At 34.2% G+C, this 24,584-nt stretch carries 24 protein-coding genes; 8 read left to right on the forward strand and 16 right to left on the reverse strand.

Annotated features, from left to right (window positions below; all coding sequences use genetic code 11):
• Positions 1 to 2 precede the first annotated feature (2 nt).
• From EQM13_RS09540 to EQM13_RS09575, 8 genes are all read right to left on the reverse strand, one after another.
• Positions 3 to 1,040, reverse strand: coding sequence for an ABC transporter permease subunit (locus EQM13_RS09540; RefSeq protein WP_128752518.1), 1,038 nt, complete (start codon positions 1,038 to 1,040; stop codon positions 3 to 5).
• Positions 1,028 to 2,650 (reverse strand): sugar ABC transporter ATP-binding protein, encoded by a 1,623-nt coding sequence (locus tag EQM13_RS09545; protein ID WP_071138556.1) that lies wholly within the window; start codon positions 2,648 to 2,650, stop codon positions 1,028 to 1,030. Before EQM13_RS09545 ends, EQM13_RS09540 begins: the two co-directional genes overlap by 13 nt.
• A 171-nt stretch (positions 2,651 to 2,821) precedes the next feature.
• Positions 2,822 to 4,048 (reverse strand): DUF3798 domain-containing protein, encoded by a 1,227-nt coding sequence (locus EQM13_RS09550; protein ID WP_128752519.1) that lies wholly within the window; start codon positions 4,046 to 4,048, stop codon positions 2,822 to 2,824.
• Positions 4,049 to 4,550: 502 nt separating this feature from the next.
• Positions 4,551 to 5,027: a GNAT family N-acetyltransferase gene (locus tag EQM13_RS09555; protein WP_128752520.1), complete on the reverse strand. Its 477-nt coding sequence runs from the start codon at positions 5,025 to 5,027 to the stop codon at positions 4,551 to 4,553.
• A gap of 43 nt (positions 5,028 to 5,070) precedes the next feature.
• The gene (locus EQM13_RS09560; RefSeq protein WP_128752521.1) at positions 5,071 to 5,706 is read right to left on the reverse strand and encodes a GyrI-like domain-containing protein; all 636 of its coding nucleotides are present in this window, start codon (positions 5,704 to 5,706) and stop codon (positions 5,071 to 5,073) included.
• 416 nt (positions 5,707 to 6,122) lie between these two features.
• Positions 6,123 to 6,971, reverse strand: coding sequence for a GNAT family N-acetyltransferase (locus tag EQM13_RS09565; RefSeq protein WP_128752522.1), 849 nt, complete (start codon positions 6,969 to 6,971; stop codon positions 6,123 to 6,125).
• Between the two features lie 71 nt (positions 6,972 to 7,042).
• A complete protein-coding gene (locus EQM13_RS09570) occupies positions 7,043 to 8,095 on the reverse strand; it encodes an FAD:protein FMN transferase (RefSeq protein ID WP_071138551.1) in 1,053 nt (350 codons plus the stop codon).
• 64 nt (positions 8,096 to 8,159) lie between these two features.
• The gene (locus EQM13_RS09575) at positions 8,160 to 9,014 is read right to left on the reverse strand and encodes a hypothetical protein (protein WP_128752523.1); all 855 of its coding nucleotides are present in this window, start codon (positions 9,012 to 9,014) and stop codon (positions 8,160 to 8,162) included.
• Between the two features lie 326 nt (positions 9,015 to 9,340).
• Between EQM13_RS09575 and rsxC the strand changes: the two genes are divergently transcribed.
• Genes rsxC through EQM13_RS09605 form a run of 6 tightly spaced genes read left to right on the forward strand, consistent with a single transcriptional unit; the run spans position 9,341 to position 13,797 of the window.
• Positions 9,341 to 10,687, forward strand: a complete 1,347-nt coding sequence (rsxC, locus tag EQM13_RS09580) for an electron transport complex subunit RsxC (protein ID WP_071138549.1) — start codon at positions 9,341 to 9,343, stop codon at positions 10,685 to 10,687.
• Between the two features lie 2 nt (positions 10,688 to 10,689).
• On the forward strand, positions 10,690 to 11,676 hold the full coding sequence (locus EQM13_RS09585) for an RnfABCDGE type electron transport complex subunit D (protein ID WP_128752524.1): 987 nt from the start codon (positions 10,690 to 10,692) through the stop codon (positions 11,674 to 11,676).
• Positions 11,673 to 12,254: an RnfABCDGE type electron transport complex subunit G gene (locus EQM13_RS09590; RefSeq protein ID WP_071138547.1), complete on the forward strand. Its 582-nt coding sequence runs from the start codon at positions 11,673 to 11,675 to the stop codon at positions 12,252 to 12,254. Before EQM13_RS09585 ends, EQM13_RS09590 begins: the two co-directional genes overlap by 4 nt.
• A gap of 21 nt (positions 12,255 to 12,275) precedes the next feature.
• Positions 12,276 to 12,911: an electron transport complex subunit RsxE gene (gene rsxE, locus EQM13_RS09595; RefSeq protein ID WP_071138546.1), complete on the forward strand. Its 636-nt coding sequence runs from the start codon at positions 12,276 to 12,278 to the stop codon at positions 12,909 to 12,911.
• 24 nt (positions 12,912 to 12,935) lie between these two features.
• Positions 12,936 to 13,508 carry an electron transport complex subunit RsxA gene (gene rsxA, locus EQM13_RS09600; protein WP_114217643.1) on the forward strand — a complete coding sequence of 191 codons (573 nt, stop codon included), beginning with the start codon at positions 12,936 to 12,938 and terminating at the stop codon, positions 13,506 to 13,508.
• 13 nt (positions 13,509 to 13,521) lie between these two features.
• Positions 13,522 to 13,797 carry an RnfABCDGE type electron transport complex subunit B gene (locus EQM13_RS09605; RefSeq protein ID WP_071138544.1) on the forward strand — a complete coding sequence of 92 codons (276 nt, stop codon included), beginning with the start codon at positions 13,522 to 13,524 and terminating at the stop codon, positions 13,795 to 13,797.
• Between the two features lie 56 nt (positions 13,798 to 13,853).
• On the opposite strand, the gene EQM13_RS09610 is transcribed toward EQM13_RS09605, so the two are convergent.
• The 3 genes from EQM13_RS09610 to EQM13_RS09620 all read right to left on the reverse strand — a co-directional run bounded on the left by EQM13_RS09610 (position 13,854) and on the right by EQM13_RS09620 (position 16,472).
• Positions 13,854 to 14,237, reverse strand: coding sequence for a DUF6483 family protein (locus tag EQM13_RS09610; protein ID WP_071138543.1), 384 nt, complete (start codon positions 14,235 to 14,237; stop codon positions 13,854 to 13,856).
• Between the two features lie 157 nt (positions 14,238 to 14,394).
• Positions 14,395 to 15,162 carry a serine hydrolase gene (locus EQM13_RS09615; protein WP_114217641.1) on the reverse strand — a complete coding sequence of 256 codons (768 nt, stop codon included), beginning with the start codon at positions 15,160 to 15,162 and terminating at the stop codon, positions 14,395 to 14,397.
• Between the two features lie 14 nt (positions 15,163 to 15,176).
• Positions 15,177 to 16,472, reverse strand: a complete 1,296-nt coding sequence (locus EQM13_RS09620; RefSeq protein ID WP_114217640.1) for an SLC13 family permease — start codon at positions 16,470 to 16,472, stop codon at positions 15,177 to 15,179.
• A 438-nt stretch (positions 16,473 to 16,910) separates the two neighbouring features.
• On the opposite strand from EQM13_RS09620, the gene EQM13_RS09625 reads away from it, so the two are divergent.
• Positions 16,911 to 18,410, forward strand: a complete 1,500-nt coding sequence (locus tag EQM13_RS09625) for a C69 family dipeptidase (protein ID WP_128752525.1) — start codon at positions 16,911 to 16,913, stop codon at positions 18,408 to 18,410.
• Between the two features lie 52 nt (positions 18,411 to 18,462).
• Here the strand turns inward: EQM13_RS09625 and fba are convergent, their stop codons facing one another.
• Positions 18,463 to 19,329 (reverse strand): class II fructose-1,6-bisphosphate aldolase, encoded by an 867-nt coding sequence (fba, locus tag EQM13_RS09630; protein WP_071138539.1) that lies wholly within the window; start codon positions 19,327 to 19,329, stop codon positions 18,463 to 18,465.
• Positions 19,330 to 19,613: 284 nt separating this feature from the next.
• On the opposite strand from fba, the gene EQM13_RS09635 reads away from it, so the two are divergent.
• Positions 19,614 to 20,777, forward strand: a complete 1,164-nt coding sequence (locus EQM13_RS09635) for a CD0519/CD1768 family membrane protein (RefSeq protein ID WP_071138538.1) — start codon at positions 19,614 to 19,616, stop codon at positions 20,775 to 20,777.
• 187 nt (positions 20,778 to 20,964) lie between these two features.
• Here EQM13_RS09635 and EQM13_RS09640 read toward each other — a convergent pair whose 3' ends face one another.
• From EQM13_RS09640 to EQM13_RS09655, 4 genes are all read right to left on the reverse strand, one after another.
• The gene (locus EQM13_RS09640; RefSeq protein ID WP_200795933.1) at positions 20,965 to 22,011 is read right to left on the reverse strand and encodes a zinc-dependent dehydrogenase; all 1,047 of its coding nucleotides are present in this window, start codon (positions 22,009 to 22,011) and stop codon (positions 20,965 to 20,967) included.
• Between the two features lie 12 nt (positions 22,012 to 22,023).
• A complete protein-coding gene (locus tag EQM13_RS09645) occupies positions 22,024 to 22,686 on the reverse strand; it encodes a class II aldolase/adducin family protein (RefSeq protein WP_071138537.1) in 663 nt (220 codons plus the stop codon).
• A gap of 33 nt (positions 22,687 to 22,719) precedes the next feature.
• Entirely contained in the window at positions 22,720 to 23,001 is a 282-nt protein-coding gene (locus tag EQM13_RS09650) for a PTS sugar transporter subunit IIB (RefSeq protein ID WP_071138536.1), read from the reverse strand.
• 90 nt (positions 23,002 to 23,091) lie between these two features.
• Entirely contained in the window at positions 23,092 to 24,462 is a 1,371-nt protein-coding gene (locus EQM13_RS09655) for a PTS galactitol transporter subunit IIC (RefSeq protein ID WP_071138535.1), read from the reverse strand.
• Positions 24,463 to 24,584 lie beyond the last annotated feature (122 nt).

Genomic DNA, 24,584 nt, shown 5'->3' on the forward strand with positions numbered 1-24,584 from the left:
ATTTACCTCCTCCCCTTTCGAGTCAACGCATATACTATCATTCCATTAGAAACTATTATCCTGATAATTTCGGATATATCAATGTTAATGGCACTGTTGATTACTGACGGAGTCATTGTTAAAATACCTTGAAACAGAAGTGTTCCGATAATCACGTTACCAATTGACGCCTTATTAACAGAAGCTCCCCCCAGGAGAACTGCAGCAACTGACGGAAATGAAAAAGCCAGCGGAGAATTATACATTTGTATAAATCCAAAACTCTGTTCATAGACAATCATTCCAACAGCCGCTATCATAGTTGAAAGCATAACAGATATAATACGCATTTTATCAATACTTATCCCGGAGGCCCTTGCATAATCCGGATTAGACCCGACTGCAGTGATGGCAGTACCGGTCTTAGTTTTGAAAAATCCCCATACGATTAAAGACATAACAGCAAAAATTAAAATCATACCTGTAGGTATAGTTAAATAATTTGAAATATCAATTTTCAAAAAATTGCTAATCTGATGAAACCAGTAGTTCTCAACACTAATTGTTACACGAAGACCTTCCCCCTTAAATCCTTGAACACTCGCGGGATTTCTGAAGGGAAGAACCAGCCACATCATATTCATAAAAAATACGAAAGAAAATCCTACATAAGTGGCTATAATCATCTCATCACCTTTAACACGGTTTAAAAGCAATCCATAAAAAAATCCGAAAACAGCCGCAATAGCTATTCCTATAAGAAAGGCCATTAATATTCCTGCAAAACCTGCGAGATTAAGTTCAAGGCTGACTACAGCTCCAATCATTCCGGCTATTAATCCCACGGGAATACCAAAATTCAGTCCACACCCTGATTGAATCATAGGAACCATAGACAAAACCATAATTGCATTCATACCAAAACGCGTAATAACATCATTGAAAGAAGTATCAACCCTTACTCCAAAAAATGGAGCGATAACAAACAAAGACAGTAAAAAAAGTGCAATAATAATGCGGGGCCATCCAAATTTTTTTACGAATTCCTTTATCGCAACCATACTTTTTCACCTTCTTCATTAATCTGACATTCTCCGGACATTAAGAGTCCAAAATCAGTTGCATCAGCATCAGGCGGCAAAATTCCAAATACTTTTCCTTCACAAACGACAACAACCCTATCGCTTATAGAGCGAAGCTCTTCTAATTCAGAAGAAACTATAACTATAGTCGTTCCATTTTCTTTATTATATTTTCTTAGGGCATCCAGAACCAATTCTTTTGCTCCAACATCAATACCGCGAGTAGGTTCGGATACAAACAATAATTTGGGATTCATAGCAAAAGCTTTGGCAAGGCAAACTTTTTGTTGGTTACCTCCTGAAAGATTTCGTGCTAACTGACGTTCGCCGGTACATTTAATTTCCAATGCTTTAATATAATCCTGTGCACATTTTCTCATAGCCTTATCGTCTCTCCATTTAATAATTCCGCCTAAATAACTCTTAATAAACCTATTATGAACCTGCATTGCATTAAACCCGATATTCCAATCGATAGGCTCGTCCAAAAGCAAACCTACTCCTCGGCGATCTTCAGAAACAAAAGCTAAACCATTTTTAAGAACTTCAAATGTATTGTTCAGAGGGATTGGTTTATTTTCAAAATAAATCTCTCCGCCGGCTTCGAAAAGTCCCATTATTCCGTTAGGAATTCCCAACTTTCCCTGCCCGGCCAGTCCTCCAATACCAAGAATTTCTCCTCTGTAAACCTTCAAGGATAAATCCTTTACTACTTCTCCAGGCATATCCACCCAAAGGTTCTTTGTTTCAAAGATAACATCTTCTTTATTAATAGTATTAAAAGATTTAACAGCTTTATTTTCTTCTTTATCAACGTCTCTACCGACCATCCATTTGGCAATCTGATGCACGCTAACATCTTTCGTAGGCCTTTCCACCACCACCGCACCATCTCTTAATACAACAATACTATCACAAATGGATGTTATTTCACGAAGCCGGTGAGATATAAATATAATGGAAACACCCGAATCAGCCAATCTTCGCATAGATTTGAGAAGAATTTCAGCTTCCGATTCTGTTAAAACAGCAGTCGGTTCATCTAAAATAATAAGCTTAACTTTCTCTCTTCTGATTTCACGAGCTATTTCTATAAATTGCTTATAACCGACAGGTACCTCAGAAACTAAAGTATCTGTGCCCAATTGAACTCCCAACGTATCTATAACACTCGCTGCACTTTTTCGAATTTTGGGTAAATCTACGGTTTCAAGTCTCTTCCCCAAAATTTTGGAAATTACACTGCTTTTGGTTATTTCCATATTAAGCAATACATTTTCTGCAACTGTAAACCCGGGAATCAAAGAAAATTCCTGATGTACCATACCTATTCCCGCATTCAGTGCTTCAACGGGATTATCAAATTCAACTTTTTCTCCATTAAGATATATATTACCTTCATAGCCGCCGGTTTCAGCAATTACATTCATGCCAAAGAGTATATTCATTAAGGTAGATTTCCCGGCACCATTTTCTCCAACAAGACCTAATATTTTTCCTTCTTCAAGGGTAAAGCTTACATCTTTCAATACTTGGTTTCCGTTAAAATCTTTTCCGACATTTTCTAATCGAAGTAACTCATCTTTCATAGACAATAGATTCACCTCATCTTTGAATATAAATAATATTATTTTATAACCCATAGGAAAGTTTTATAAATGAGTTTTAAAAAAGGCTTCCTTAGTTTATTAATGCTTCGATAGAAGCCTTTTTTGTTATAATAATATTTAGAAACGGTCCTAAAGGACCGTTTCTAAATATTATTTTATATCCTTATATTTTTCAGGAACAACTTCTTTACTATTTCCTAAATATCCTTGGCCAAATACATAGGTGTCTTGATAAACAAGCACATGGTTTTTAATATCTTCTTTGTTAACACGATCATAGTACAGGGAACCATTCCAATCAGCTCCGGGAGTATATTCTCTGAAAGCATCGAGTACATCTTCAAGAGAACCTTTCTCCATTGTACCCTCCACTACATTTTTACCATATTCAACTAAAGCTTCCGTAGCTGTATATCCATAGGAGTAAGCCCATGTCCCCATTCTTTTAGCTCCGCCTTTTTCAACTACAACGTCCTCGACTTTTTTAAGAATAGCAGGCCAATCTCCCGCTTCTTCCTTCAGATCAATGCCAAACGCTCCCGGATATCCCATTATCGGTGAAGGAAGGTCAGGTTCAACAAATATGGCTCCCAGTTCTGCAACCCTCTTTAACAACGGCTCTGTCTGAGCATCATTTGTACAGAAGAAGGCGGTATCCTTGCCATATTTTTCAACCCATGCAGGCATCTTTTCAAGAATAAACTGTTGTGCGCCTGGAATTCCAACGTCACTCATTGGGTCCGGAGCTGTTTCAAATACAAACTTTAATCCTAAGTCTTTACAAGCTTGTTCCATGATATTTCTTCTTACTGACAATAGTTCTATACTCATATGTCTTGGAAAGGAAATGTGTACAAAAGTCTTTGCACCCATTTTCTTAGCGGCAAGAACTATAAGATACCCACGATTTATGTTGTCAGGGTCAACAACCAAATCTGCAGCCCCTTCAATCATCGCTGTATCTTCTTGAGAAGAATTCGCTAAAAGCAATATATCAGGTCTCTTCTCACGAATCTGCTGAAAAGCCGCAACAGTTCCGGGAACAGCTTGATTTACTACAATTGCTTTCATATCAGGATCATCGGAAAGACCTACAATCTGCGCAATAGTAGTTTCCTGCTCTTGCATAAAATTATCAGGATAGGTAACATGCTTTATCATTCCTCCCGAATCAGCATCTCCATACTTTTCAATCATGGCTTCAGCACCACGAAGCTCATCCTCACCTTGAGATACTATTCCGGTAACGATACCAATATGCATTTTACTTTCTTCACCATCTGTGGAACCAGCCGGTGGTGTTTCTGATTTAGAGCATGCTATTAATCCAAATACCATAACAATGCTTAAACCAATTAACAATACTCTTTTAAACATTTATACTCCCCATCACTATTTAGTTAAACCCATTTATAATACACGAATTCCACATTTTATAATTCCATTGTTAAGAAAAGACTAATTTTACGCAGAATTCAGTATTTTCTGTATTTTCGTTATCCTTGACCCACCATTTAAATTAATAATAAAACCATATAAACCCTTTATTATTTTTAATTTATTTTCATATTTGGAAATTATTTTAATAATACAATAAACATATATACATTGTCAAATAACAATATGAACAATTTCGCATAATATTAATGCCAATATCTGGTTTGAATTTAATTTTATACATCATATATTCATTTTTTTATATAAAAAGCAGTTTGTTAAGGTTCTGTTAAAATTTTATTACGAAATTATTAATATTTTATCACATTTATATTAAATATACAACCACTTTTATTCTCTATCTTCGTAAAAGAGCTTTCAATTAAAAAAACTGTTACATCCGGAACTATTTGGTTCGTTATGTAACAGCCTTTAATATTTTTTAAATAATCTTCTCAAATTCAATTTCATGAAGAATAGGGATATTATCAAAACCGTATAATGGTATTTGAGGTTTGAGTTTCCTTGATCTCTGTATTGCGTTTATATGTATTTCTTTCATATAAAAGCCTCTTTTCTGGTAGTATCTTATGGCCTTAGTATTATCATTAGTCGTTATAAGCCAGACCCTCCTGCATTTATTTTCTTTAGCTTTTTCGATTACCTTATTAATTAAATTTGATCCTATACCTTGGTTTTCCACTAAACTATCAAGAGACACTATCTCGCATTCACCATTTTCAATACTGTAAGTTATCACACCATCTATTTCCCCGTTTTCAACGGCTACATAACCTTCCAAGATATCTGCAAAATGTACTTTGCCTTTTGAAACTATTATTGGTGAACCCCAATTATCGGATATAAAATCAACTACATCTTTTCTTAATTCATCACAAATTGGAATGATTGTATACATAATTTATACCTTCTTTACATTTTCCATATAACTTATATTTAAATCATTTAACGTACTTTTCTACGGGGAAACGCAAAACCGTTTTTAATTTCTCAGTCTTAGTTCTTCTCGGATCAGATATATATATTTCGTGATGCTTATGAATATCATCCGTTATATCTTTCAGTTGGTTATTGACGATAAACTCAGATATCCTATCAATAGTACGCTTCTCATCATCATATGCTCCGATATGCATTGCTTGTACGCACAATCCTTCTGTAAATATTTCAAATCTTGCCTTTGAAACATCTATAGAAGTTTTCTTTCTTTTACATTCCTCAAGGGCCCATTCAAATATTTCTTGAGTTACAAACTCCGGTTGTCGTATCATCGAAGTCCATAACCATTGAGATTTCGGCTTGTTCCAATCCAATTTTCCTCCATCACACCACCATAACCCTTCAAGAGGCGGTACCACATATTCAAAATATCCTTTTTTCTGTTTTCCGCTCATTTTAATAGTAAAAGTAAGAGAATACAGAATTTTAATACCCTCCTGATATTCTTGATCTTTCGGTTCTCCCTTTCCGTCAACCATGATAAAATTCATGGAAGGTATATTGACCAAAACCGGTTTTTCCTTTGGTAAGTATAAATCTTTGTATTCCCTTTTGTAATCCAACTTTTCAACAGCCATATTTATATCTCCCCTTTCAACAATATATACGTCTTTCGTGAAATGCCTGATTATATAGTATTTACTTCAATTATATCAAACAATTCTTGACATCTGTATGTCAGGAATTATTTAAAGTAACATTTTTAATATTCAAATATAAAATAATATTAAATATCATTAAAGGAAGTGGTTAACCCGTACATTATATAGAAGTTGAAAAAAATGTAAGAATTGCAATTCATGATTTAGATCCTAAAAGCAAAAAAACAATTATTTTGCCCTTATATTAAGCAAAGGAATAATAGGTTCCCAATTATATCCTTTTCAACATAGCGGTCACGGAATTTTTTATGATGAACTTGAATTGTTTAACTATATCTTTTTAGAATTTTTGCAAAAATAAATTAAATGTAAATTATATCAAAAACAACATTTTATGAATATCTGTAATAATCAAACCGGGTTTTAATTTTAAATCCACTTTTAATGTAAAGATTATATGCTCTGCCGTTATTACTGTCGACTTCGAGAGTTATATCTTTAATACCCATATTTATGAGAATTTTCAGTAACAGATTAAGCATCTCTTTCCCGTATCCTTTGCCTTGATATCTTTGAGAAATCCCCAATCCAAATATGGAAGCTTCCTCTTCTAAGTTGACATTACAAGTCCCAATAATTTCATCCCCTAAGATTGCCATATAGGAAATTATTTTAGGGGAATTTATTGAGTTGATTATCATACTTTTTTCATCCTCAAAACTGCCTCCGAATATGTCCGTATTCAAAGATATCATATCTTCTATTTTTTCTTGGGGAATTGGCTGCAAAGTTAATTTGGTATTTTGGTTTTTAAAGAACTCTCGATTATATACCATCAGATATTCCGAATACTCATATTTAGCATTTAATTTTTTCAAAACGCCCTTTGCATCATTGCCATTCGGCTCCTCAACAAAAAGTATATCGGAAATTGAATATAATTTTAATTCTTCGATAGCTCTATTCAATAAAGTATCAAAATATCCCTTCCCTCTATGGGAAGGCAAGGTATATGCAGATATCTCCGCTTCTTTGGAAGTCGGGACAAACATAGTTAAACAACTTATCAATCTATCCTCATCGTATAATAAATAAAAACATTTTATTTCATGATTAAAATTTATTTCATTTGCTAAAAATAAGTCTCCCTTCAATTTTTCGTATCGTTGACAAATACGTTCAAGGTTTCTGATATCCGCTACTTGAGATTCATTTAAACATTTAAGTTCTAAAATTTTCATTATATATTTCCCCCGCTTCCAATCCAATATTATATCTTATATTTAATTATAAGATTCCGCTTTACTACAGATTAATATTCTTCTTTAATTAACTTAAAATCCTTATTTTCTACAGAAAAAAGTTTAGAAAGTTTTTTAGGTAAGATTATTTCTTTATCCTTTTTAATAAAAATACATTCAACCTCTTTGAAATTATTCAAAAATTTCTTTCCCTTTTCTGTTCCCAAAACAAAAATAGTCGTTGAAAGGGCATCGCAATCTATGGATTTATTTGATATAATGCTTACCGATGTAAGCTCATTGTTTACAGGGTACCCTGTTTTGGCATCAATAATATGATGATATTTGACTCCGTCTACTATAAAATACCTTTCATAATCTCCCGAAGTAACCACAGAGCTGTCTTCTACCTGAACTATCCCTGCATAACTTCCTGTTTCCCCAAAGGGATTTTGTAATCCTATCTTCCATTTAGTATTTTTCCCCTTATTTCCCACAGCATATATGTTTCCTCCCAAATCTATTATAGCCTTTTTTACACCATTGTCCTCAAGTATTTTTTTAACTTCGTCTGCCGCATAACCTTTAACTATACCTCCCAGATCCAATTTCATTCCTTTATCTTTTAAAAATACCTGATTATTATCAAGAAGCTCAAGTTTTTTATAATCTACCTTCTCCCTGGCAATTTCAATATCCTTTTTATCAGGTATACTGCTTCTTTCTATCTTTCCTTCTCCGTTTATGTTCCACAAATCAACCAAGGGCCCTATTGTTGGTTCATAAGCACCATTTGATAGTTCGGCATAATATTTCGCTTTTTTCAACACATAGTATACATCATTATGTACTTTTACAGGTACTATTCCCGCATTATTGTTTACCTTAGTTATATCGCTCGTCTTTATTGTATTGCTCATCCTGTTTTCAATTTCGGCTATCCTTTTAAATGCATTATCTAATGTTTTTTCATCTTTCTTATCATATATCTTAATGGTCATAACAGTATCCATCATAAATTCCGTTTTTTCTATACTCTTGTTCTCTTCCTTATGGCAGCCCGTAAATATCAAAGAAAAAGAAAGTATAATTATAGATAATTCTAATAAATATTTTTTATTCATATTGATTCCCTTTCTCACTATTTATTGAAAAAAGGCCCTAACTTATAGTCAGGACCTCATAATATTATTTGGCCTGTTTCAAAGCTTCTTTTGCTAATTCAATCATTGTATCTCTTGTACTTGTAGCACCTGATACTGCATCAAGTTTTAAATTTTCTACCCCATCATTATAAATTATCTGTTTTTGAAATTCCGTAATAGTATCAAATGCAGGAAGATGCTCATAATTTTCCGTAGATTTTATATCTCCTTTCTTAATTTTAACAGTCTCGGTTTTCTGCTTATTATCATCCCCGACTACAGGTTTCCCGTCCTTATCTAATACAGCCTTCGTTCCATCCATATCTTCTACGGCAACATCATGAAAATCAACCCCGGTAACAGTCCCATTTTTGACTACAATCTTGATCTGTGAAAGCCATCCGTGATTTGGTTCAGAAGCCTTTGCCTCATAAACTCCGTCTTTATAAACAGGACTATATGTTTCTCCCTTTTCAGCTTTTTCCAACAATTTTCCTACCGTATCTTTAAAACTACTTTTTGTACTTGTAGCACCTGATACTGCATCATAATCAATATTATCTAAATTTTTCTTATCTGTAAACTGCTGATTTAAATTTTTAATTACCTCCAAACCTTCCTTGTATTCATAATTATTTTCATTTTTAGCCTCTCCTGTCTGAGAAAAATATTCATTATAATCAAAGTCGGTTATTTTCCCATTTTCAACTTTCATGGTAGACAAGGAATAAATTCCATGATCATTAGCGGGCATTTTGATCAAATAATCGCCATCTTTTAATTCCTGTGTACTGCTGCTTTCTTTATTGGTATTCGCAGCTTGATTATCTGTACCTTTAGAACATCCGGAAAAAACTAATAATGCTAAAATTAAACTTAATGATATAAATTTTTTCATTTTCTCTCCCCTCTCTTATTGTCCCGGATGGAATTCATTCTCCATCAGTTATTTTTATTACCCTTATCATCTTCATTTAATCACCTCAAAACATCTTTATAAATATTCCCACAAAAGTAATCGTCTCAAACAACAAATAACTTAATTATTATGCACTATCTTTGACTATTTAGATATTTTATACAAAATGGCAAAATATATGGTATAATTAAGACGTTAGTGAATTATTTTACTATAATTTATCTAATTAAGTAATATATGATCAAAATATTTAAGAAACTTTTATTATTTAATTCAATTGTAATATGAATAAAGAGGTGGAAAATGTGGAACTAAAAAATCGAACCTTTAAGGGCGGAATTCATATACCTCCTTTCAAGGAACAAACAGAATTACTCCCCTTAAAAAGAGCAAAGGAACCAAATTTTGTAGTTATCCCCCTTCAGCAACATATAGGTGCTCCTTGTGAACCTTTAGTAAAAATAGGAGAGAAAGTTAAAGCGGGACAAGTTATAGGCAGTTCACAGGAATTTGTTTCTGCAGTTGTACATTCAAGTATTTCAGGTACAGTTGCAGGAATTGAAACAAAATTAACTCCAACGGGAAACAAAGTAAAATCTATAATAATTGAAAATGATGGCACAAAGGAATCAGAAGGAAAGATAGTTTCTAATGCTTCTCTTGAAAATATGACTCCAAAGGAGATATTGGATATAATCAGAAAAGCCGGAATAACAGGTATGGGTGGAGCCGGATTTCCCACTCATGTAAAATTATCTCCTCCTCCGGACAAAAAAATAGATACAGTTATCTTAAATGGATCGGAATGTGAATCCTTCCTCACATCTGATGCCAGATTGATGATTGAAAAACCCGAAAATGTAGTCTTTGGATTAAAAGCAATAATGAAAGTATTGGGAGTCAAAAGAGGATATATCGGAATAGAAGACAATAAGACAGAAGCAATAAAATCCATTAAAAAAACCTGTGAAAAAGAAGAAAATATTGAGGTAGTACTTTTAAAAACCAAATATCCTCAAGGAGATGAAAAAAGGCTTATAAATGTAATTACAGGTAGAAAAGTACCTTCCGGAGGACTGCCAATGGATGTGGGTGTAATAGTGAATAATGCCGGAACATCAAACGCCATAGCCGAAGCAATTCTTGAAGGTAAGCCACTTTATGAGAGGATAATAACGGTAACGGGAAATGGAGTTAAGCAACCTCAAAATCTTATAGTAAAAATAGGAACATCTTTTAAAGACGTTATAAATCAATGCGGAGGTTACAATAAAAACCCGGGGAAAATAATAATGGGAGGTCCTATGATGGGAATAGCCCAAGTTACCGATGACGTTCCTGTAATAAAGGGAACTTCCGGAATATTAGTTTTAACCGAAGAAGAATCTAAACCGCAAGAGGTTTTGCCTTGCATAAAATGCGGAAAATGCTTGGAAGTTTGTCCCGTAAGATTGCAGCCCATTTATATAAGCAAGTATTCATTAAAAAAGCAATATGACAAGGCAGATGAATATCATGCCTTAGATTGTATTGAATGCGGATTGTGTTCTTATGTATGTCCGTCAAAGATACATTTAGTAGAGTCAATAAGATTAGCAAAAAAAGTAATTACCGGAAAAAGAAAAAAAGCAAGAAATGATGGGAGGAATTAGAAATGGACAATATTTTTAAAAATGAACTTACAGTGACATCATCTCCACACATATTGTCCAAAAATACGGTTCAAAAGACAATGTTGGATGTAATAATAGCACTGTTCCCAGCAGCAATAGGAAGTATATATTATTTTGGATTAGGAGCCCTCAAAATAATAACCGTATCAGTAATTTCGTCGGTATTCTTTGAAGCATTCTATCAAAAGATAGCTAAAAAACCAATTACCATAAATGATTGCAGTGCAATTGTTACAGGATTGCTTATTGCATTTAATTTGCCTTCAACGGCACCATGGTGGATACCTTTTATAGGTTCCGGATTTGCAATTATAATAGTAAAACAATTCTTTGGCGGTTTGGGTTCAAACTTTATGAATCCTGCATTGGCGGCAAGAGCAATGCTCTTAACATCTTGGCCTACTATTATGACTAACTTTGTATCGCCCGGTTCTGCAGATGGAATTGCTTCGGCAACTCCATTGGCGATAATGAAATACGGAGCAGCTGATGTAACAGCGTCGGCTACAGTGAAGGAAGCAGGAAATGCCCTTCCCAAATTGATGGATATGTTTCTCGGGAATACCGGAGGCTGCTTAGGAGAAACATCGGCTATTTTACTTCTTATAGGAGCTATATATTTATTGATAAAAAAAGTAATCGATTGGAGGATACCAGCATCATATATATTAAGCACTGCTGTATTCCTTCTGTTATTTGGAGTAGAAAGTCAAATGATACCATATCATATTCTCGGGGGCGGACTAATTTTAGGAGCTTTTTATATGGCAACGGATTATGTTTCATCGCCTGTTACTCCTATAGGACGTATTGTATTCGGAATAGGAGCAGGATTTCTAACAGCTTTAATCAGAACTAAAGGCGGATATCCCGAGGGTGTGTCTTATTCCATATTACTTATGAATATAGCTACCCCATTGATTGAAAAATTTACAAATCCTAAAGTTTTTGGGAGGGTTAACGGATGAAAGAAACGTTGAAACTTGGAATATCGCTTTTTTTGATAACAGCAATAAGTGCTATAGTCCTTGCAATAAGTAATAATATTACATCGGCAAAAATAGCGGAAGCCGACAAATTGGCTAACGATACGGCAAGGCAAGAAGCTCTTCCTCAGGGAGAAACCTTTAAATCCATAGAGAATAATAAATTAAAGGAAATAACAGAAAAAAATCCTGAAATATTAGAAATATTTGAAGGAAGAAAAGAAGACGGAAGTTTGGCAGGATACACCTTTAAAGTTTCAGTTTCAGGATACGGCGGAAAAATAGAGATGATAACAGGTATATCCTCTGAGGGAAAAATAACCGGAATAAAAATATTAAATCATGAAGAGACTCCGGGTCTTGGAGCCAATTCGACCAAACCCGAATTTCAAAACAGATTTAAAGATAAACCTACAGATAAAGAGTTAGTCGTAGTAAAAACTCAGCCCACATCTGACAATGAAGTGCAGGGAATAACAAGCGCTACCGTTACTTCAAAGGCAGTAGTGAAAGGTGCAAATACAGCAATAGATACATTCAATTCAAAATTTGCAGAATGATTCTTTAAGGAGGTGTACAGTTTGAGATTATCAAATATATTTTACAATGGAGTAATAAAGGAAAATCCGATATTCGTGCAACTTATCGGAATGTGTGCTACCTTGGCTATAACTACAAGTGCATTGAACGGATTGTCAATGGGATTGTCCGTTACAGGGGTATTGGTTTGTTCCAACTTTGTAATATCTTTGTTGAGAAATGTAATCCCCGATAAAGTTCGTATTCCCGCCTTCGTCGTAGTAATAGCAACTTTTGTAACTATGGTCGATATGTTTCTTAAAGCCTTTGCTCCGGCAATATACAGTGCATTGGGACTTTTCATCCCATTAATAGTAGTAAACTGTATAATATTTGCAAGGGCAGAGACTTTTGCCTCGAAAAACGGAGTAATAGAATCAATCGTTGACGGTCTCGGAATGGGAATAGGATATACAATAGCATTAGTAATATTGGGAAGTATAAGAGAAATATTGGGAGCCGGAAGTATATTCGGGATACCATTGTTCGGAGAAGGGTTTCAGCCTGCATTGATATTGATAATGCCGCCGGGAGCATTTATATTGTTGGGAACACTAATAGGAATTTTTAATTTGATAAGAAAGAAAAACGAAAATAAAAAAGACGTTAAACATAAAGAAGAATCCTACAATATTTAATATCATATACAGGAGGGAAATTCTATGAATTTGTTTACAATATTGATAAGTACTATATTCGTCAACAACTATGTTCTAGCCCGTTTTTTAGGAATATGTCCCTTTTTAGGTGTATCAAATAAAACGGAAACGGCAGCGGGAATGGGAGTTGCGGTTACATTTGTAGTAACATTATCATCTATAATAACTTATTTCATACAAAAATTAATCTTAGATCCGTTGAAATTGGAATATTTACAGACAATAGTTTTTATACTTGTAATAGCTACATTAGTTCAATTTGTTGAAATGGTAATGAAAAAAACAAGTCCTACATTATACAAGGCCTTAGGTGTTTATCTTCCCTTGATAACAACTAATTGCATAGTTTTAGGAGTTGCAATATTAAATATTAAGGAAGGCTATAATTTAGTACAGACAATAGTTAATTCAATAGGCGCATCAGTAGGATTTGCTTTTGCCTTGATACTTATGGCATCTGTAAGAGAGAAGCTGGAACTTTCTGAAATCCCGGAAAGCCTTAAAGGTTTCCCCATAGCCCTTATTACCGCAGGACTTATGTCAATAGCATTTTTAGGATTTAAAGGATTAGTATAGGAGGTTATTTTAAATGAGTACAATATTATTGCCGGTAGCAGTATTGGGAAGTTTGGGCCTTATATTTGGCATCGGGTTGTCCTTGGCATCAAAGGCCTTCGAAGTAAAAATAGATCCGAGAATAGAAGCTATAAAGAAATGTTTACCGGGAGTCAATTGCGGAGCATGCGGATATCCCGGCTGTGAAGGATTGGCATCTGCTATCGTGGAAGAAAAAGCATCTATAGACGGATGCAAAGTGGGCGGAAAGCCCGTAGCCGAAAAAATTAAAAATATAATGGAAGGTTAACTATATAACTGTATAAAAGGAAGGAATAAATTTTATTCCTTCCTTTTATATGAACGTTAATAATTCTCAAAGAGTGTCAGCAGTCCGGAATCTCCAAACTTCTCTACCAACGTCTTCAGCCCCAATTCAATTTCATCTCTGCTATAATTATGAGATGCCAGGTATTCATCAGTTAAGTTATTTAACTTTGAATAAAAATCTAAACCTAATTCCAAATATTTTTTATTTTGTGGATCAAGTTTTTCATATAATAAATCCTCGGCTTCATTAATATCTCCCTGGTTTATCATATCTACCAACTGTTGATATAGATAATCCGTTTCTGTATATTCCCTCTCATCCGGCAACTGATAAGTAACCGAATCGCTGCCGAAAAAGAATTTTGCAATGGTTTTTATTAAATCTTTGATCATGCGTATAAGATAATCTTCCTTAATCATATATTAAAGCACCGCCTTATTTATCTTTACATATATTTTATTAAAAAATGGTTCTCATGATATTGACTTTATTTTACTATAACCATATATAATTGTCTATAATAAAATCAGTGATTGATGGGTTTATCCATCAATCACTGATTTTATTGCTAAACATCTAAAATTCATCGTATACCATTTTAGATACTTTCCCTATTATCTCTCGCCCATCTTTATTAGTCTCGGTTTCATTGGTAAGGACACATATTATATATTCCCTATGAGGAAGGTATACTATTCCCACATCATGTTCAAGACAGTCTAAATCCCCTGTCTTATGGGCTATTATAACATCTTCCGGCAAATACAAATCCAGTCTTCCCCTTACCTGCTGCCTTTTTAGAATATCCAGCATCATACGGCTGCATTCTTCATTTATGTTCTTACCTCTGTATATAAGCTCTAAAATTAAACACAAATCATTAGCCGTTGTAAGGTTCTCCCTGCCTTCCTTTGCAGCCTGAGAATCCATCATTTTTCTCTGAAGTCTTGTATTTTTGAGTCCCATATCTTTTATTCTCTTATTTATATTATCCATGCCTAACAAATCAATTAATATGTTAGTAGCCATATTATCACTTATTATAATCATCAATGTCATTATTTCTTTTAATGTAAATTTATGACCTAATTCTAACTCTTTAAGGATACCGTCTCCGCCGGTTTTCATGTTCTCAGTCAATTTGATCTTATCATTTAAATTTAATGACCTCATATTGACTCTATTAAAAAGTTCCGACATTATTGAAAGTTTAATCGTGCTTGCAGAAGGGAATACAAGATTTTCATTTATTTTTATTTCCTTCCCTGTTTTTAAATCCTTTATTGCAACAGCTACATTTCCTTTTTGATTTTTAATAAATTCTCTTATCTTGTTTTCCAGCATCTAAATTCACTCCTTTAATCGAAAATAGCTCTGACTGCAGCAAGTATTACAGAACATACAGTCACGGTTATCCCATATTTAACTAAATTTTTCATATCCTTTGATCTTGCAAGCCCCATTTGTCCAATCATATCCGCTTCAGGGTATGCAAATGACGTAATTTGTCCGGAAACAAGTAGTATCAATGCCCACAAAGAAGGAGACACTCCTAAATCCTTAACAATAATTTTAAACATATTATTCATTACTATATTATCTGCAGTCGCAGCACCGCCAACTCCAAAAATACCTGTCAAAGCAGTTACTATGGAGAATATCACTTTGTTTTGTGATTTAAGAAGAGGTTTTAATAATGAGACAAGAGCTTTAAATGACCCTGCTTTGTCAATAAATTCAATAAACGGATTAAACAATATAAACATGATAAACAACCACATCATACGGGAAGCACCTTTGATAAAAGTATCAATTAAATCATTGGGCTTTAATTTCCCCACCAATCCCGTTATTACAGACGCTAAGACAATAACCAATATTGCATATGAAGCTCCGCTTTGAAGAGTTATACCATACACTATTAATGCAGTCATAGATAAAATAAAGGCCAAAGTTGCTCTTTTGGTTTCTTGCTTAGCTTCATAATCTTCTTCTACTTTTTCCACATTTTCATAGGCATAAATTCCTTTAGTTTTTTTCTGAATTCTGTTTGCAAATATATATGTTATTACCAATACAAGAATAGCCAACGGAATTCCCGCTCCCAATATATACTGGCCATAGCTTAAACCCGTAAGCCCCATAATTGTTACTACCTGCGGAGTATAAGGTCCTACAAACATTCCCGTAAGGCCTGCCCCTAAAAAAATCGTTGCAACAGTCGATGGAGTTATACCAATTACTGCAACCAAAGGGATTATGATAGGAGCTATAATTGCATTTGCTCCTGCCAATGTACCAAGAAGTGATACAAGAACCATTGAGCTTATCATTGTAGCTAATATTGCTTTTTTCTCATTGTTAACTCCTATTTTTTTCATCAGAGATTTAACTAAATATTCAGCTACACCTGTTTTTTGCAGAATTGCTCCAAGCCCTGAACCTAACATAATTATAAATCCTATCATACCTAAAAATGATCCCAGCGACTCGGCCAATACTCCCCCAAAAGATGAAAATGGCTGCTTTGTAAGAATAGCAGTTAATATAACACTTATTGCTACATTTAATACAGGATTAATATCCTTAAATGATAAAATGATATAAATAACTAATGGTACTAAGCCAAAGATAGGTGATAAATTAAATATCATACTGTAACCCTCCCTTAAAATTTTTTAATAAAAAACCAGCGAAAAACAGGCTTACCTGTATTCGCTGGTTTTCATTTACTCCGATATGGTCTTTTTATTTACCATATCACATAAACAAAGCAGCACCATTTATTCATCACTTTAATATAATGAAAACATTTTCAACTCTATTTTACAACAATTTTGAATTTTTTTCAATATTATTTTTTTACAAAGAATAATGCATACTTTTTAACATTAATATTTATAAATATAAAATTATATTATAAATATTAATTCTTTGACCGATTTTTATAAAACAAAAGTTAATAATTTTATTCTGTCAAAGCAATTTCAAAGATTTATGGGAATACTGACAACGTAGGGTTATTGCGAATATAAAAAAGATATATTATACTATCTCTGGTATCTAAAAATATTAGAAGGGTGTGTTAGAATATGAAAAAAAGAATAGCAGCAGTTATTATGGTAAGTATCATGATTTTGAGTTCCGCCACACAAGTCCTGGCTTGTACAGGAACAATTATCGGAAAAGATGTTTCTGCCGACGGAAGCACGCTTATAGGAAGAACTGAAGATATAGACAGCGCTCATACAAAACAGTTCGTTGTACATCCGAGGACTGAATATAAGTCAACAGACATATTTGAGGACCCTGCAACCGGCTTTAAATATCCTCAGCCTAAAGTATCTTATAAATATACAGCAGTACCAGATTCTGAAATAGAAGAGGACGGTATTTATGCAGAAGTGGGATCCAATGAATATGGAGTATGCATCGATGCAACCGTTTCCGCAAGTCCCAATGATACTGTCTTAAAATATGATCCATTAGTTGAAAACGGATTAAGAGAAGCTAATATTCCGACAATAGTACTGCCAAGAGTGAAAACAGCTAAAGAGGGAATAAAACTTGTAGCTTCAATAGTTGAAAAACAGGGCTCTGCAGAAGGAAATATACTTGTGATAGCTGATAAAAATGAAGTTTGGTATATGGAAATTCTCTCAGGCCACAGATATGCGGCAATAAAGTTTCCTGAAAACGTTGCTGCAGTATTTCCCAATTGTTATATGTTAGGATATGTTAATTTGCAGGATAGTAAAAATGTAATTGCTTCAAAAGATCTTTTAACATTTGCAAAAAACCACGGATTTTATAAAGAATATAAAGGTAAATTTCATACTGCTCTATCCTACGGAGAACCTTTAGAGCAAGGAAACAGAGACAGACTCTGGGGAGCACAAAATTTGTTGGCTCCAAGCAAAAATATTTCTTATGATTCACAAGTATTTGATTTATTTATAACTCCGGATAAAAAAGTATCTTTAAAAGATCTAATGGAACTTCAAAGATACAGATATGAAGGAACTAAGATAGATGCAAATCTTCCCGAAAACAAAACAGTACGTCCTATAGGAACTGAAAGACAAGCAGAATGTCACATAATTCAACTAAAAGATAAATATCCTACAGAACTTGGAGGAATCATGTGGCTGGCAATGGGGAATGCCGAACATTCCGTGTATCTTCCTACTTACGGAAATATAAACGATACTCATAAAGCTTATAAAGTAAAAACAGCTAATTACAGTCCTGACTCAGCTTATTGGATATTCAGAAGTCTAAGTACATTATCAGAACTTGATAGGGATAAATACGGAAAATCCGTAAGAGAATACTGGAGTGATTATGAAGATAATCTTATTGCCGAGCAAGAAAAAACAGACAAAAAAGTGCTGGAAATCTATAACAAGGACAAAGCCAAGGCTGCCGAATATACTACACAATTAGGTATAGACATTGCTGAAGATGCAATGTCAAAGGCTAAGACAATATATGAAGAACTTTTTACTTACGTATCAAGAGAAGCAGGCAGACCTAATAAGACACCTTTCGTGCCTTCCATTTCAACTGTAGAACAAGACGTAGCAAAATAAAAGTCTAACCAATAATGGCACTGCTCTTTGCAGTGCCATTATTATAAAATCTTTAAGCTCTGTTTACAGAACCAAATAGTACCATCTTTTCCTTTACTTTTGCCTTAATAGCCTCAAAGCCAGGTCCTAATAATTTACGGGGATCATAGCCCTTCCCTACTAAATCCTTACCATCTTCGATATATTTACGAGTAGCCTCTGCAAAAACTAATTGACATTCGGTATTTACATTAATTTTAGCAACTCCCAAAGAAATAGCCTTTTTTACCATATCATCCGGAATTCCTGTCCCTCCGTGTAATACTAAGGGAACATCTACGGTTATCTTTCTTATTTTAGCTAAAACATCAAAATTAAGTCCTTTCCAATTTGCAGGATATTTACCGTGAATATTTCCGATACCGGCAGCCAGCATTGTAACGCCTAAATCGGCTATTCTTTTACACTCAGCAGGATCAGCCAATTCTCCTTCACCAATTTTTCCGTCTTCTTCTCCTCCTATGGCACCGACTTCGGCCTCCAAGGAAATCCCTTTTTCCCTTGTGATCTTTATAAGTTCCTTTGTCTTCTCAATATTTTCTTCTATAGGATAGTGAGATCCGTCAAACATAACTGATGAAAAACCAGCTTCAATAGTTTTAAGGGCTCCTTCATAACTGCCATGATCCAAATGCAGAGCCACGGGTACCGTAATATTTAACTCTTCAAGTAATCCATTAACCATTCCGACTACGGTCTTATATCCTCCCATGTATTTCCCTGCACCTTCAGAAACTCCCAAAATTACAGGCGAATTGTTTTCTTGAGCCGTTAATAAGATCGCTTTGGTCCATTCCAAATTATTAATGTTAAAATGTCCCACGGCATATTTCTCTTTCATGGCCTTATTCAGCATTTCCTTAGCATTAACCAATACCATTTTATATTCCACCTCTCAAAATATTATTTAACAAAACTTTACACTTTAAAAAATCATAATATACTATAGCTCTATGTCTATTATAATTTATTATTAGTATATTTTACAGGCTTTATTGTAAAAATAAAAATTTTGTAATAATAAAACTACTACCCTGCTCTATTTTTCTGAATTATTAAATTCTTTAAATATTTTGGACAAAATCATATAACCTATATTAAAATAGAATTAGCGGAAACTAACATTATTAATAAATTTTTATATAAAATTAGGAGGATGATGGCGTGGAAAACAAAACTATTGTAAAATCCGTAAGCAAAGAATCACTTCTTTTACTGATTGGAATTATTGTTTTTTTTGCTCTTTTTATAAGTATAATGGGTGCTACTAATACGTTTAAGACAATGATAGCTACTGCCCACGATCTTATCTTAAATACTTCATTTTTCATTATGGGGGTTGCAATACTGGCAAGTGCTTTTTCTGCCGTGTTATCCGAATTCGGAATTATTTCAATAATGAATAAAATTTTAAGTCCAATTATCAAACCTTTATTTGATCTGCCCGGAGTAGCCAGCCTTGGAATTATTACCACATACCTTTCCGATAATCCTGCAATTATTTCATTAGGCCGTGAAAACAATTTCAGAAAATATTTTAAAAAATACCAGCTTCCGGCTATTACAAACCTTGGGACAGCCTTCGGAATGGGATTGATTGTATCAACATTTATGATTTCTCAGGCAAAGGATGGAGAAAATTTTTTAGTTCCGGTTATTATAGGAAATATAAGTGCAGCCATAGGAAGCATAATAAGCGTAAGATTGATGATGAAACATACAAAAAGGATTTACGGTACCGAAGAATATGTAACATCAAAAGATGACAGTTCCTATGACATAATGGAATTCAGAGAAATAAGAAATGGAAGTGTATTTCAGAGATTTCTTGAGTCGTTGCTGGACGGCGGTAAAGAAGGTGTCAATCTGGGTTTATCAATTATTCCGGGAGTCGTAATCATCTGTACGTTTATAATGATGCTTACCAACGGTCCTTCTCCCGACGGAATGTATACAGGAGGAGCCTACGAAGGAATCAGGCTTCTTCCATATATAGGAGAAAAATTGAAGTTTATTTTAAATCCTCTCTTCGGATTTAAACACCCTGAGGCTATATCATTTCCAATTACGTCTTTGGGAGCCGTAGGTGCCGCTCTGGGCCTCGTACCAAAATTTTTAGAAGAAAACCTTATCGGTGAAAATGAAATAGCTGTATTTACTGCAATGGGAATGTGCTGGAGCGGATATTTGAGCACTCATGTAGCAATGATGGATGCCTTAAATATGAGGGAGCTGACGTCAAAAGCCATAATAAGCCATACCATTGCCGGATTGTGTGCCGGAATAATAGCTCATTTTATATACATAATATATGCTTTTATATTTTAGGTATAATAACATCCAGTTTAACGCTATACGCTTAATTGGATATTCAAAACAACAAATAATATAAAAATACTTATATCAATGTAGCTTTTTTGAAGTCCATTTAGGTCAAGTATAAATTAATAAAAAATACTCATCTTCTTATAAATTGAAAAGAAAGATGAGTATTTTTATATTTTACTTTCTCACTTTAAGGCTTCAATACCACTTTTATTGCTTCTCCGCTTCTTGTAAGCTCTACGGCTTTTTCTATTTCCTTCAGCGGCAGAACATGAGTTACAAACTTCTTTGCATCCAGCCTCCCAGACGTTATAAGAGAAAATGCCTTCCTTGCCTGTAAGTTACTGTATCCATAATGTCCTATCAATGTTAAGGTATTGTAATGTATAATATTTGTATCTATATTTGTCAATTTCCCCTTCGGCACTCCTCCGAAAAATATTACGGTACCTTTTTTACATGCCATCGATATAGCCTGATTTTGTGCATCGGTAGATGGGCAGGCTGATATTACTTTTTCTGCTCCCCATCCTCCTGTTATTTCTCTTACTTTGGCTACGGGATCTTCTTTTGACGAATTTATCAGATAATCTGCTCCAAATTCTTTTGATTTGTTTAACCTTTCTTCCGACTGCTCTATTGCTATTACCGCTTTCGCTCCTCTTATCTTTGCAAGAGCCGTATGAAGGCATCCTATCGGCCCCATTCCTATAATGGCCACAGTATCTCCTAAAGTTATGCTGCAGTTTTCCTGACATGCATAAACCGATGATAATGGCTCCGTGATAACTGCCTGTTCATATTCAAGTTCATCCGGAATACTAAGTACTACTCCATTTTTTAATACTTTTTCTTCAAGAAGCATATATTCTGCATAGTCTCCCTGGATTTCCGTACCTATAACAGTTAAATTCTCACATAATTCTTCGTATCCCAACCTGCATGCTTTACATTCATGACACGGTACTACAGGAGAAACATACAGCCTGTCTCCTGCTTTAAACTTCTTTACGTTCTTCCCTGTTTCAGCTACTTGTCCTGTTATTTCGTGCCCTATTATCTGAGGATATTTAACCTTATAATGTCCGTAAGTGATAGTTCTTATATCCGATCCACACAATCCTATAGCCTTAATTTGAAGTAAAACATCATTATCCCCGCATACTGGCTTATCTACTTCTTCATATCTTATATCTTTAGGTCCATAAAGAACCATAGCTTTCATTTTTTCTTTCATATTCAAGCCTCCTTACATTGTCTTAAATTTTACTTCTGAAGGATATTTCCACTTTTCAAGTTCTTCTTTGGGAAGAATATTAGGTTCTTTTAAGTTATTCAAAGTTAAAGTAATATAATAAATCTCCGCTATTTCTTCCAAATACTGAGCCTTCAGAAATGCATCCTCTATATCATTTCCCACTGCAATAGCTCCGTGGCTTTCCATAAGACACACGTCGCTATACTTCAATGTATCTGCAACATTTTGTGCCAGAACTTGAGTTCCAGGCCTTCCATAAGGTGCGACAGGTATCCTTCCGTTTTTACTACAGTTATTACATTCATATATTATCGGAGGTATTTCCTTCCCCAAAACGGAAAAAGCAGTCGCGAAGCGAGAATGAGTATGGGCCACTGCCATTACATCCTGTCTTGTCTTATAGATTTCAAGATGCATCAAAATTTCACTTGAAGGCTTATATTCCGTTTTCATTTCTATTACATTGTCATCCAAATCAACAACGGAAATATGTTCGGGAGCTAAAATCTCCCTTGAAACTCCTGAAGGGGTTATGACGACATATCCTGTCTTTTCATCTCTTATACTGAAGTTACCGGATTTATGTTTACACATGCCCGATTTATCCGCTTTCTTCGCTATTTTAACAACCTTCTCTTTTAATTCTTCAAGCATTTATTATCATTCCTTTCAAAATCAATTTAAATTTCATTTAGTCAAATATCCAATAATTTTTTCGCAAACTTCTTCCATTCCTATTTTAGTTACAAAAGCCGTACCTAAAACAACAGGTCTATTAACTTTAATATTATTAGGTCCTATTAAAACAATGACAGTGGGATCTAAAGCATTAAAGTCAGCCTCATATACGTTAACTCCTTTAACCTCCGCATCAATTTTTCTTTTTTTACAGTAGTCCTTTATAAAATCAACTGCAAATTCTGTTTTATGATGTGAAGTCCCTGTAGCAACTACTACCTTATTTTTCATACATATATCTCCTTTGAAATTAAAATTTACTAAACAAGGAAAGATGTCCGAATCTAACAATCAAGAACATCCGTCCTCGTCCAGGTTATTTCAATTTTCGCTGTATTGTTTATATTGCTTCTTTATATCATTTCTAGTCCATATCCACATGCCAGCATATATAATTAAAGCAATCAATCCTATTATAAATGTCTTGCTGCTAATCAATTTCAGCAATATCCATAATGTAACGTGGCAGCTCATATCAATTCCGGAAATCATTGTTGCGCCCTTCGGGAAAGCAAAATTTACTGCATGTCCTAAGGTTGTAGTTAATGCTCCCAAATCTGTTGCGATATAAAATACCCCGCACATCGTTATAATTGAATTTATCAGTCCTCTGAAAACATTCCCTTTGGTGGCTGCTACTGCCCAGATAACTGTAAAGGGAAGAACAGCCAAGTCTGCAAAAGGCAACATTTTATTATAAGGTAAAATAACCGATAATATTATGGTAATAGGTACCATCAGCAATGCTACGGCCATATTGGAAGGATTACCAATGACCACTGCGGCGTCTAAACCTATATAAACTTCTCTTCCCGGAAACTTTTTGGAAATAAAATTCCTGGCTCCTTCGGAAATTGGCATCAACCCTTCCATAAGAAGCCCTACCATTTTAGGCATCAGGACCATTACTGCTGCCATCTGAACTCCTAAGGTCAATGTTTTGGCTAAACTATACCTTCCCAAAGCTCCCAACAGTATTCCCAATACAAGCCCGATTGTAAGAGGCTCACCAAATATACCCATCTTTTCATTGATTGTTTTTTCATTAATTACTATTTTATTAAAAAATGGAATCTTATCTTCTATTTTATTTAAGGTATACATTATCGGGGCAAAGTTGACTGTTTCCCCATGAGGCAGAGAGATGCCGGGAAGCCCGAAATAATTTTCAACAACGGGTGCCGTCCAATCCGCAAGTTTAAATATAACTACGGTATTTATTAAAGTGGCTATTATGGCCAAAATCATATTATTATTTGTTGCATAATATACCATTGCTCCAGGAAATATCAAATGCCAATAATTCCAAATATCTACATCCATCGTTTTGGTGAAATTAAAATAAAGCAGAATCATATTAAATATAAAAATAATTGGAATCAAGATAGCCGCCAATGGTGTGGCAAAAGTTATAGCCGCTCCTACAGGCCATCCTACATCAATAATGTTTAAATTAATTCCCAATGATTTAATTAAAGCCTGAGCTGCCTCTCCTACAGATTCACTCAATAATCCGATAACCAGATTTAATCCGACAAAACCTATTCCTATAGTTATCCCCGATTTAAAAGACTTTTTAAACCCTTGTCCCAAAATTAAACCGAAAATAATCATAATAATCGGCAGCATAGTAGCTGCTCCTAAGTCAAGAATCCAATTAACACCTGCTTTTACAGCTTGTAAAAAATACATAATTTTACCTCCTTTTTTATTAGGGTAGTGTCAATAAGACACCCCTCTTTTTTTATTTAAAGCCTTATATTATCAAGGGTTACAGAGTTTTTATAAAATAAAAAACAATGACCCCCCATTTT

It is taken from the genome of Acidilutibacter cellobiosedens, from assembly GCF_004103715.1.
Taxonomy (GTDB): domain Bacteria; phylum Bacillota; class Clostridia; order Tissierellales; family Acidilutibacteraceae; genus Acidilutibacter; species Acidilutibacter cellobiosedens.

Excerpts from the sequence above, each read along its gene's own strand:
- EQM13_RS09540 (WP_128752518.1), bottom strand. The coding sequence starts at position 1,040 with ATGGTTGCGATAAAGGAATTCGTAAAAAAATTTGGATGGCCCCGCATT.
- EQM13_RS09545 (WP_071138556.1), bottom strand. The coding sequence starts at position 2,650 with ATGAAAGATGAGTTACTTCGATTAGAAAATGTCGGAAAAGATTTTAAC.
- EQM13_RS09550 (WP_128752519.1), bottom strand. The coding sequence starts at position 4,048 with ATGTTTAAAAGAGTATTGTTAATTGGTTTAAGCATTGTTATGGTATTT.
- EQM13_RS09555 (WP_128752520.1), bottom strand. The coding sequence starts at position 5,027 with ATGTATACAATCATTCCAATTTGTGATGAATTAAGAAAAGATGTAGTT.
- EQM13_RS09560 (WP_128752521.1), bottom strand. The coding sequence starts at position 5,706 with ATGGCTGTTGAAAAGTTGGATTACAAAAGGGAATACAAAGATTTATAC.
- EQM13_RS09565 (WP_128752522.1), bottom strand. The coding sequence starts at position 6,971 with ATGAAAATTTTAGAACTTAAATGTTTAAATGAATCTCAAGTAGCGGAT.
- EQM13_RS09570 (WP_071138551.1), bottom strand. The coding sequence starts at position 8,095 with ATGAATAAAAAATATTTATTAGAATTATCTATAATTATACTTTCTTTT.
- EQM13_RS09575 (WP_128752523.1), bottom strand. The coding sequence starts at position 9,014 with ATGAAAAAATTTATATCATTAAGTTTAATTTTAGCATTATTAGTTTTT.
- EQM13_RS09585 (WP_128752524.1), top strand. The coding sequence starts at position 10,690 with ATGGACAATATTTTTAAAAATGAACTTACAGTGACATCATCTCCACAC.
- EQM13_RS09590 (WP_071138547.1), top strand. The coding sequence starts at position 11,673 with ATGAAAGAAACGTTGAAACTTGGAATATCGCTTTTTTTGATAACAGCA.
- rsxA (WP_114217643.1), top strand. The coding sequence starts at position 12,936 with ATGAATTTGTTTACAATATTGATAAGTACTATATTCGTCAACAACTAT.
- EQM13_RS09605 (WP_071138544.1), top strand. The coding sequence starts at position 13,522 with ATGAGTACAATATTATTGCCGGTAGCAGTATTGGGAAGTTTGGGCCTT.
- EQM13_RS09610 (WP_071138543.1), bottom strand. The coding sequence starts at position 14,237 with ATGATTAAGGAAGATTATCTTATACGCATGATCAAAGATTTAATAAAA.
- EQM13_RS09615 (WP_114217641.1), bottom strand. The coding sequence starts at position 15,162 with ATGCTGGAAAACAAGATAAGAGAATTTATTAAAAATCAAAAAGGAAAT.
- EQM13_RS09620 (WP_114217640.1), bottom strand. The coding sequence starts at position 16,472 with ATGATATTTAATTTATCACCTATCTTTGGCTTAGTACCATTAGTTATT.
- EQM13_RS09625 (WP_128752525.1), top strand. The coding sequence starts at position 16,911 with ATGAAAAAAAGAATAGCAGCAGTTATTATGGTAAGTATCATGATTTTG.
- fba (WP_071138539.1), bottom strand. The coding sequence starts at position 19,329 with ATGGTATTGGTTAATGCTAAGGAAATGCTGAATAAGGCCATGAAAGAG.
- EQM13_RS09640 (WP_200795933.1), bottom strand. The coding sequence starts at position 22,011 with ATGAAAGAAAAAATGAAAGCTATGGTTCTTTATGGACCTAAAGATATA.
- EQM13_RS09645 (WP_071138537.1), bottom strand. The coding sequence starts at position 22,686 with ATGCTTGAAGAATTAAAAGAGAAGGTTGTTAAAATAGCGAAGAAAGCG.
- EQM13_RS09650 (WP_071138536.1), bottom strand. The coding sequence starts at position 23,001 with ATGAAAAATAAGGTAGTAGTTGCTACAGGGACTTCACATCATAAAACA.
- EQM13_RS09655 (WP_071138535.1), bottom strand. The coding sequence starts at position 24,462 with ATGTATTTTTTACAAGCTGTAAAAGCAGGTGTTAATTGGATTCTTGAC.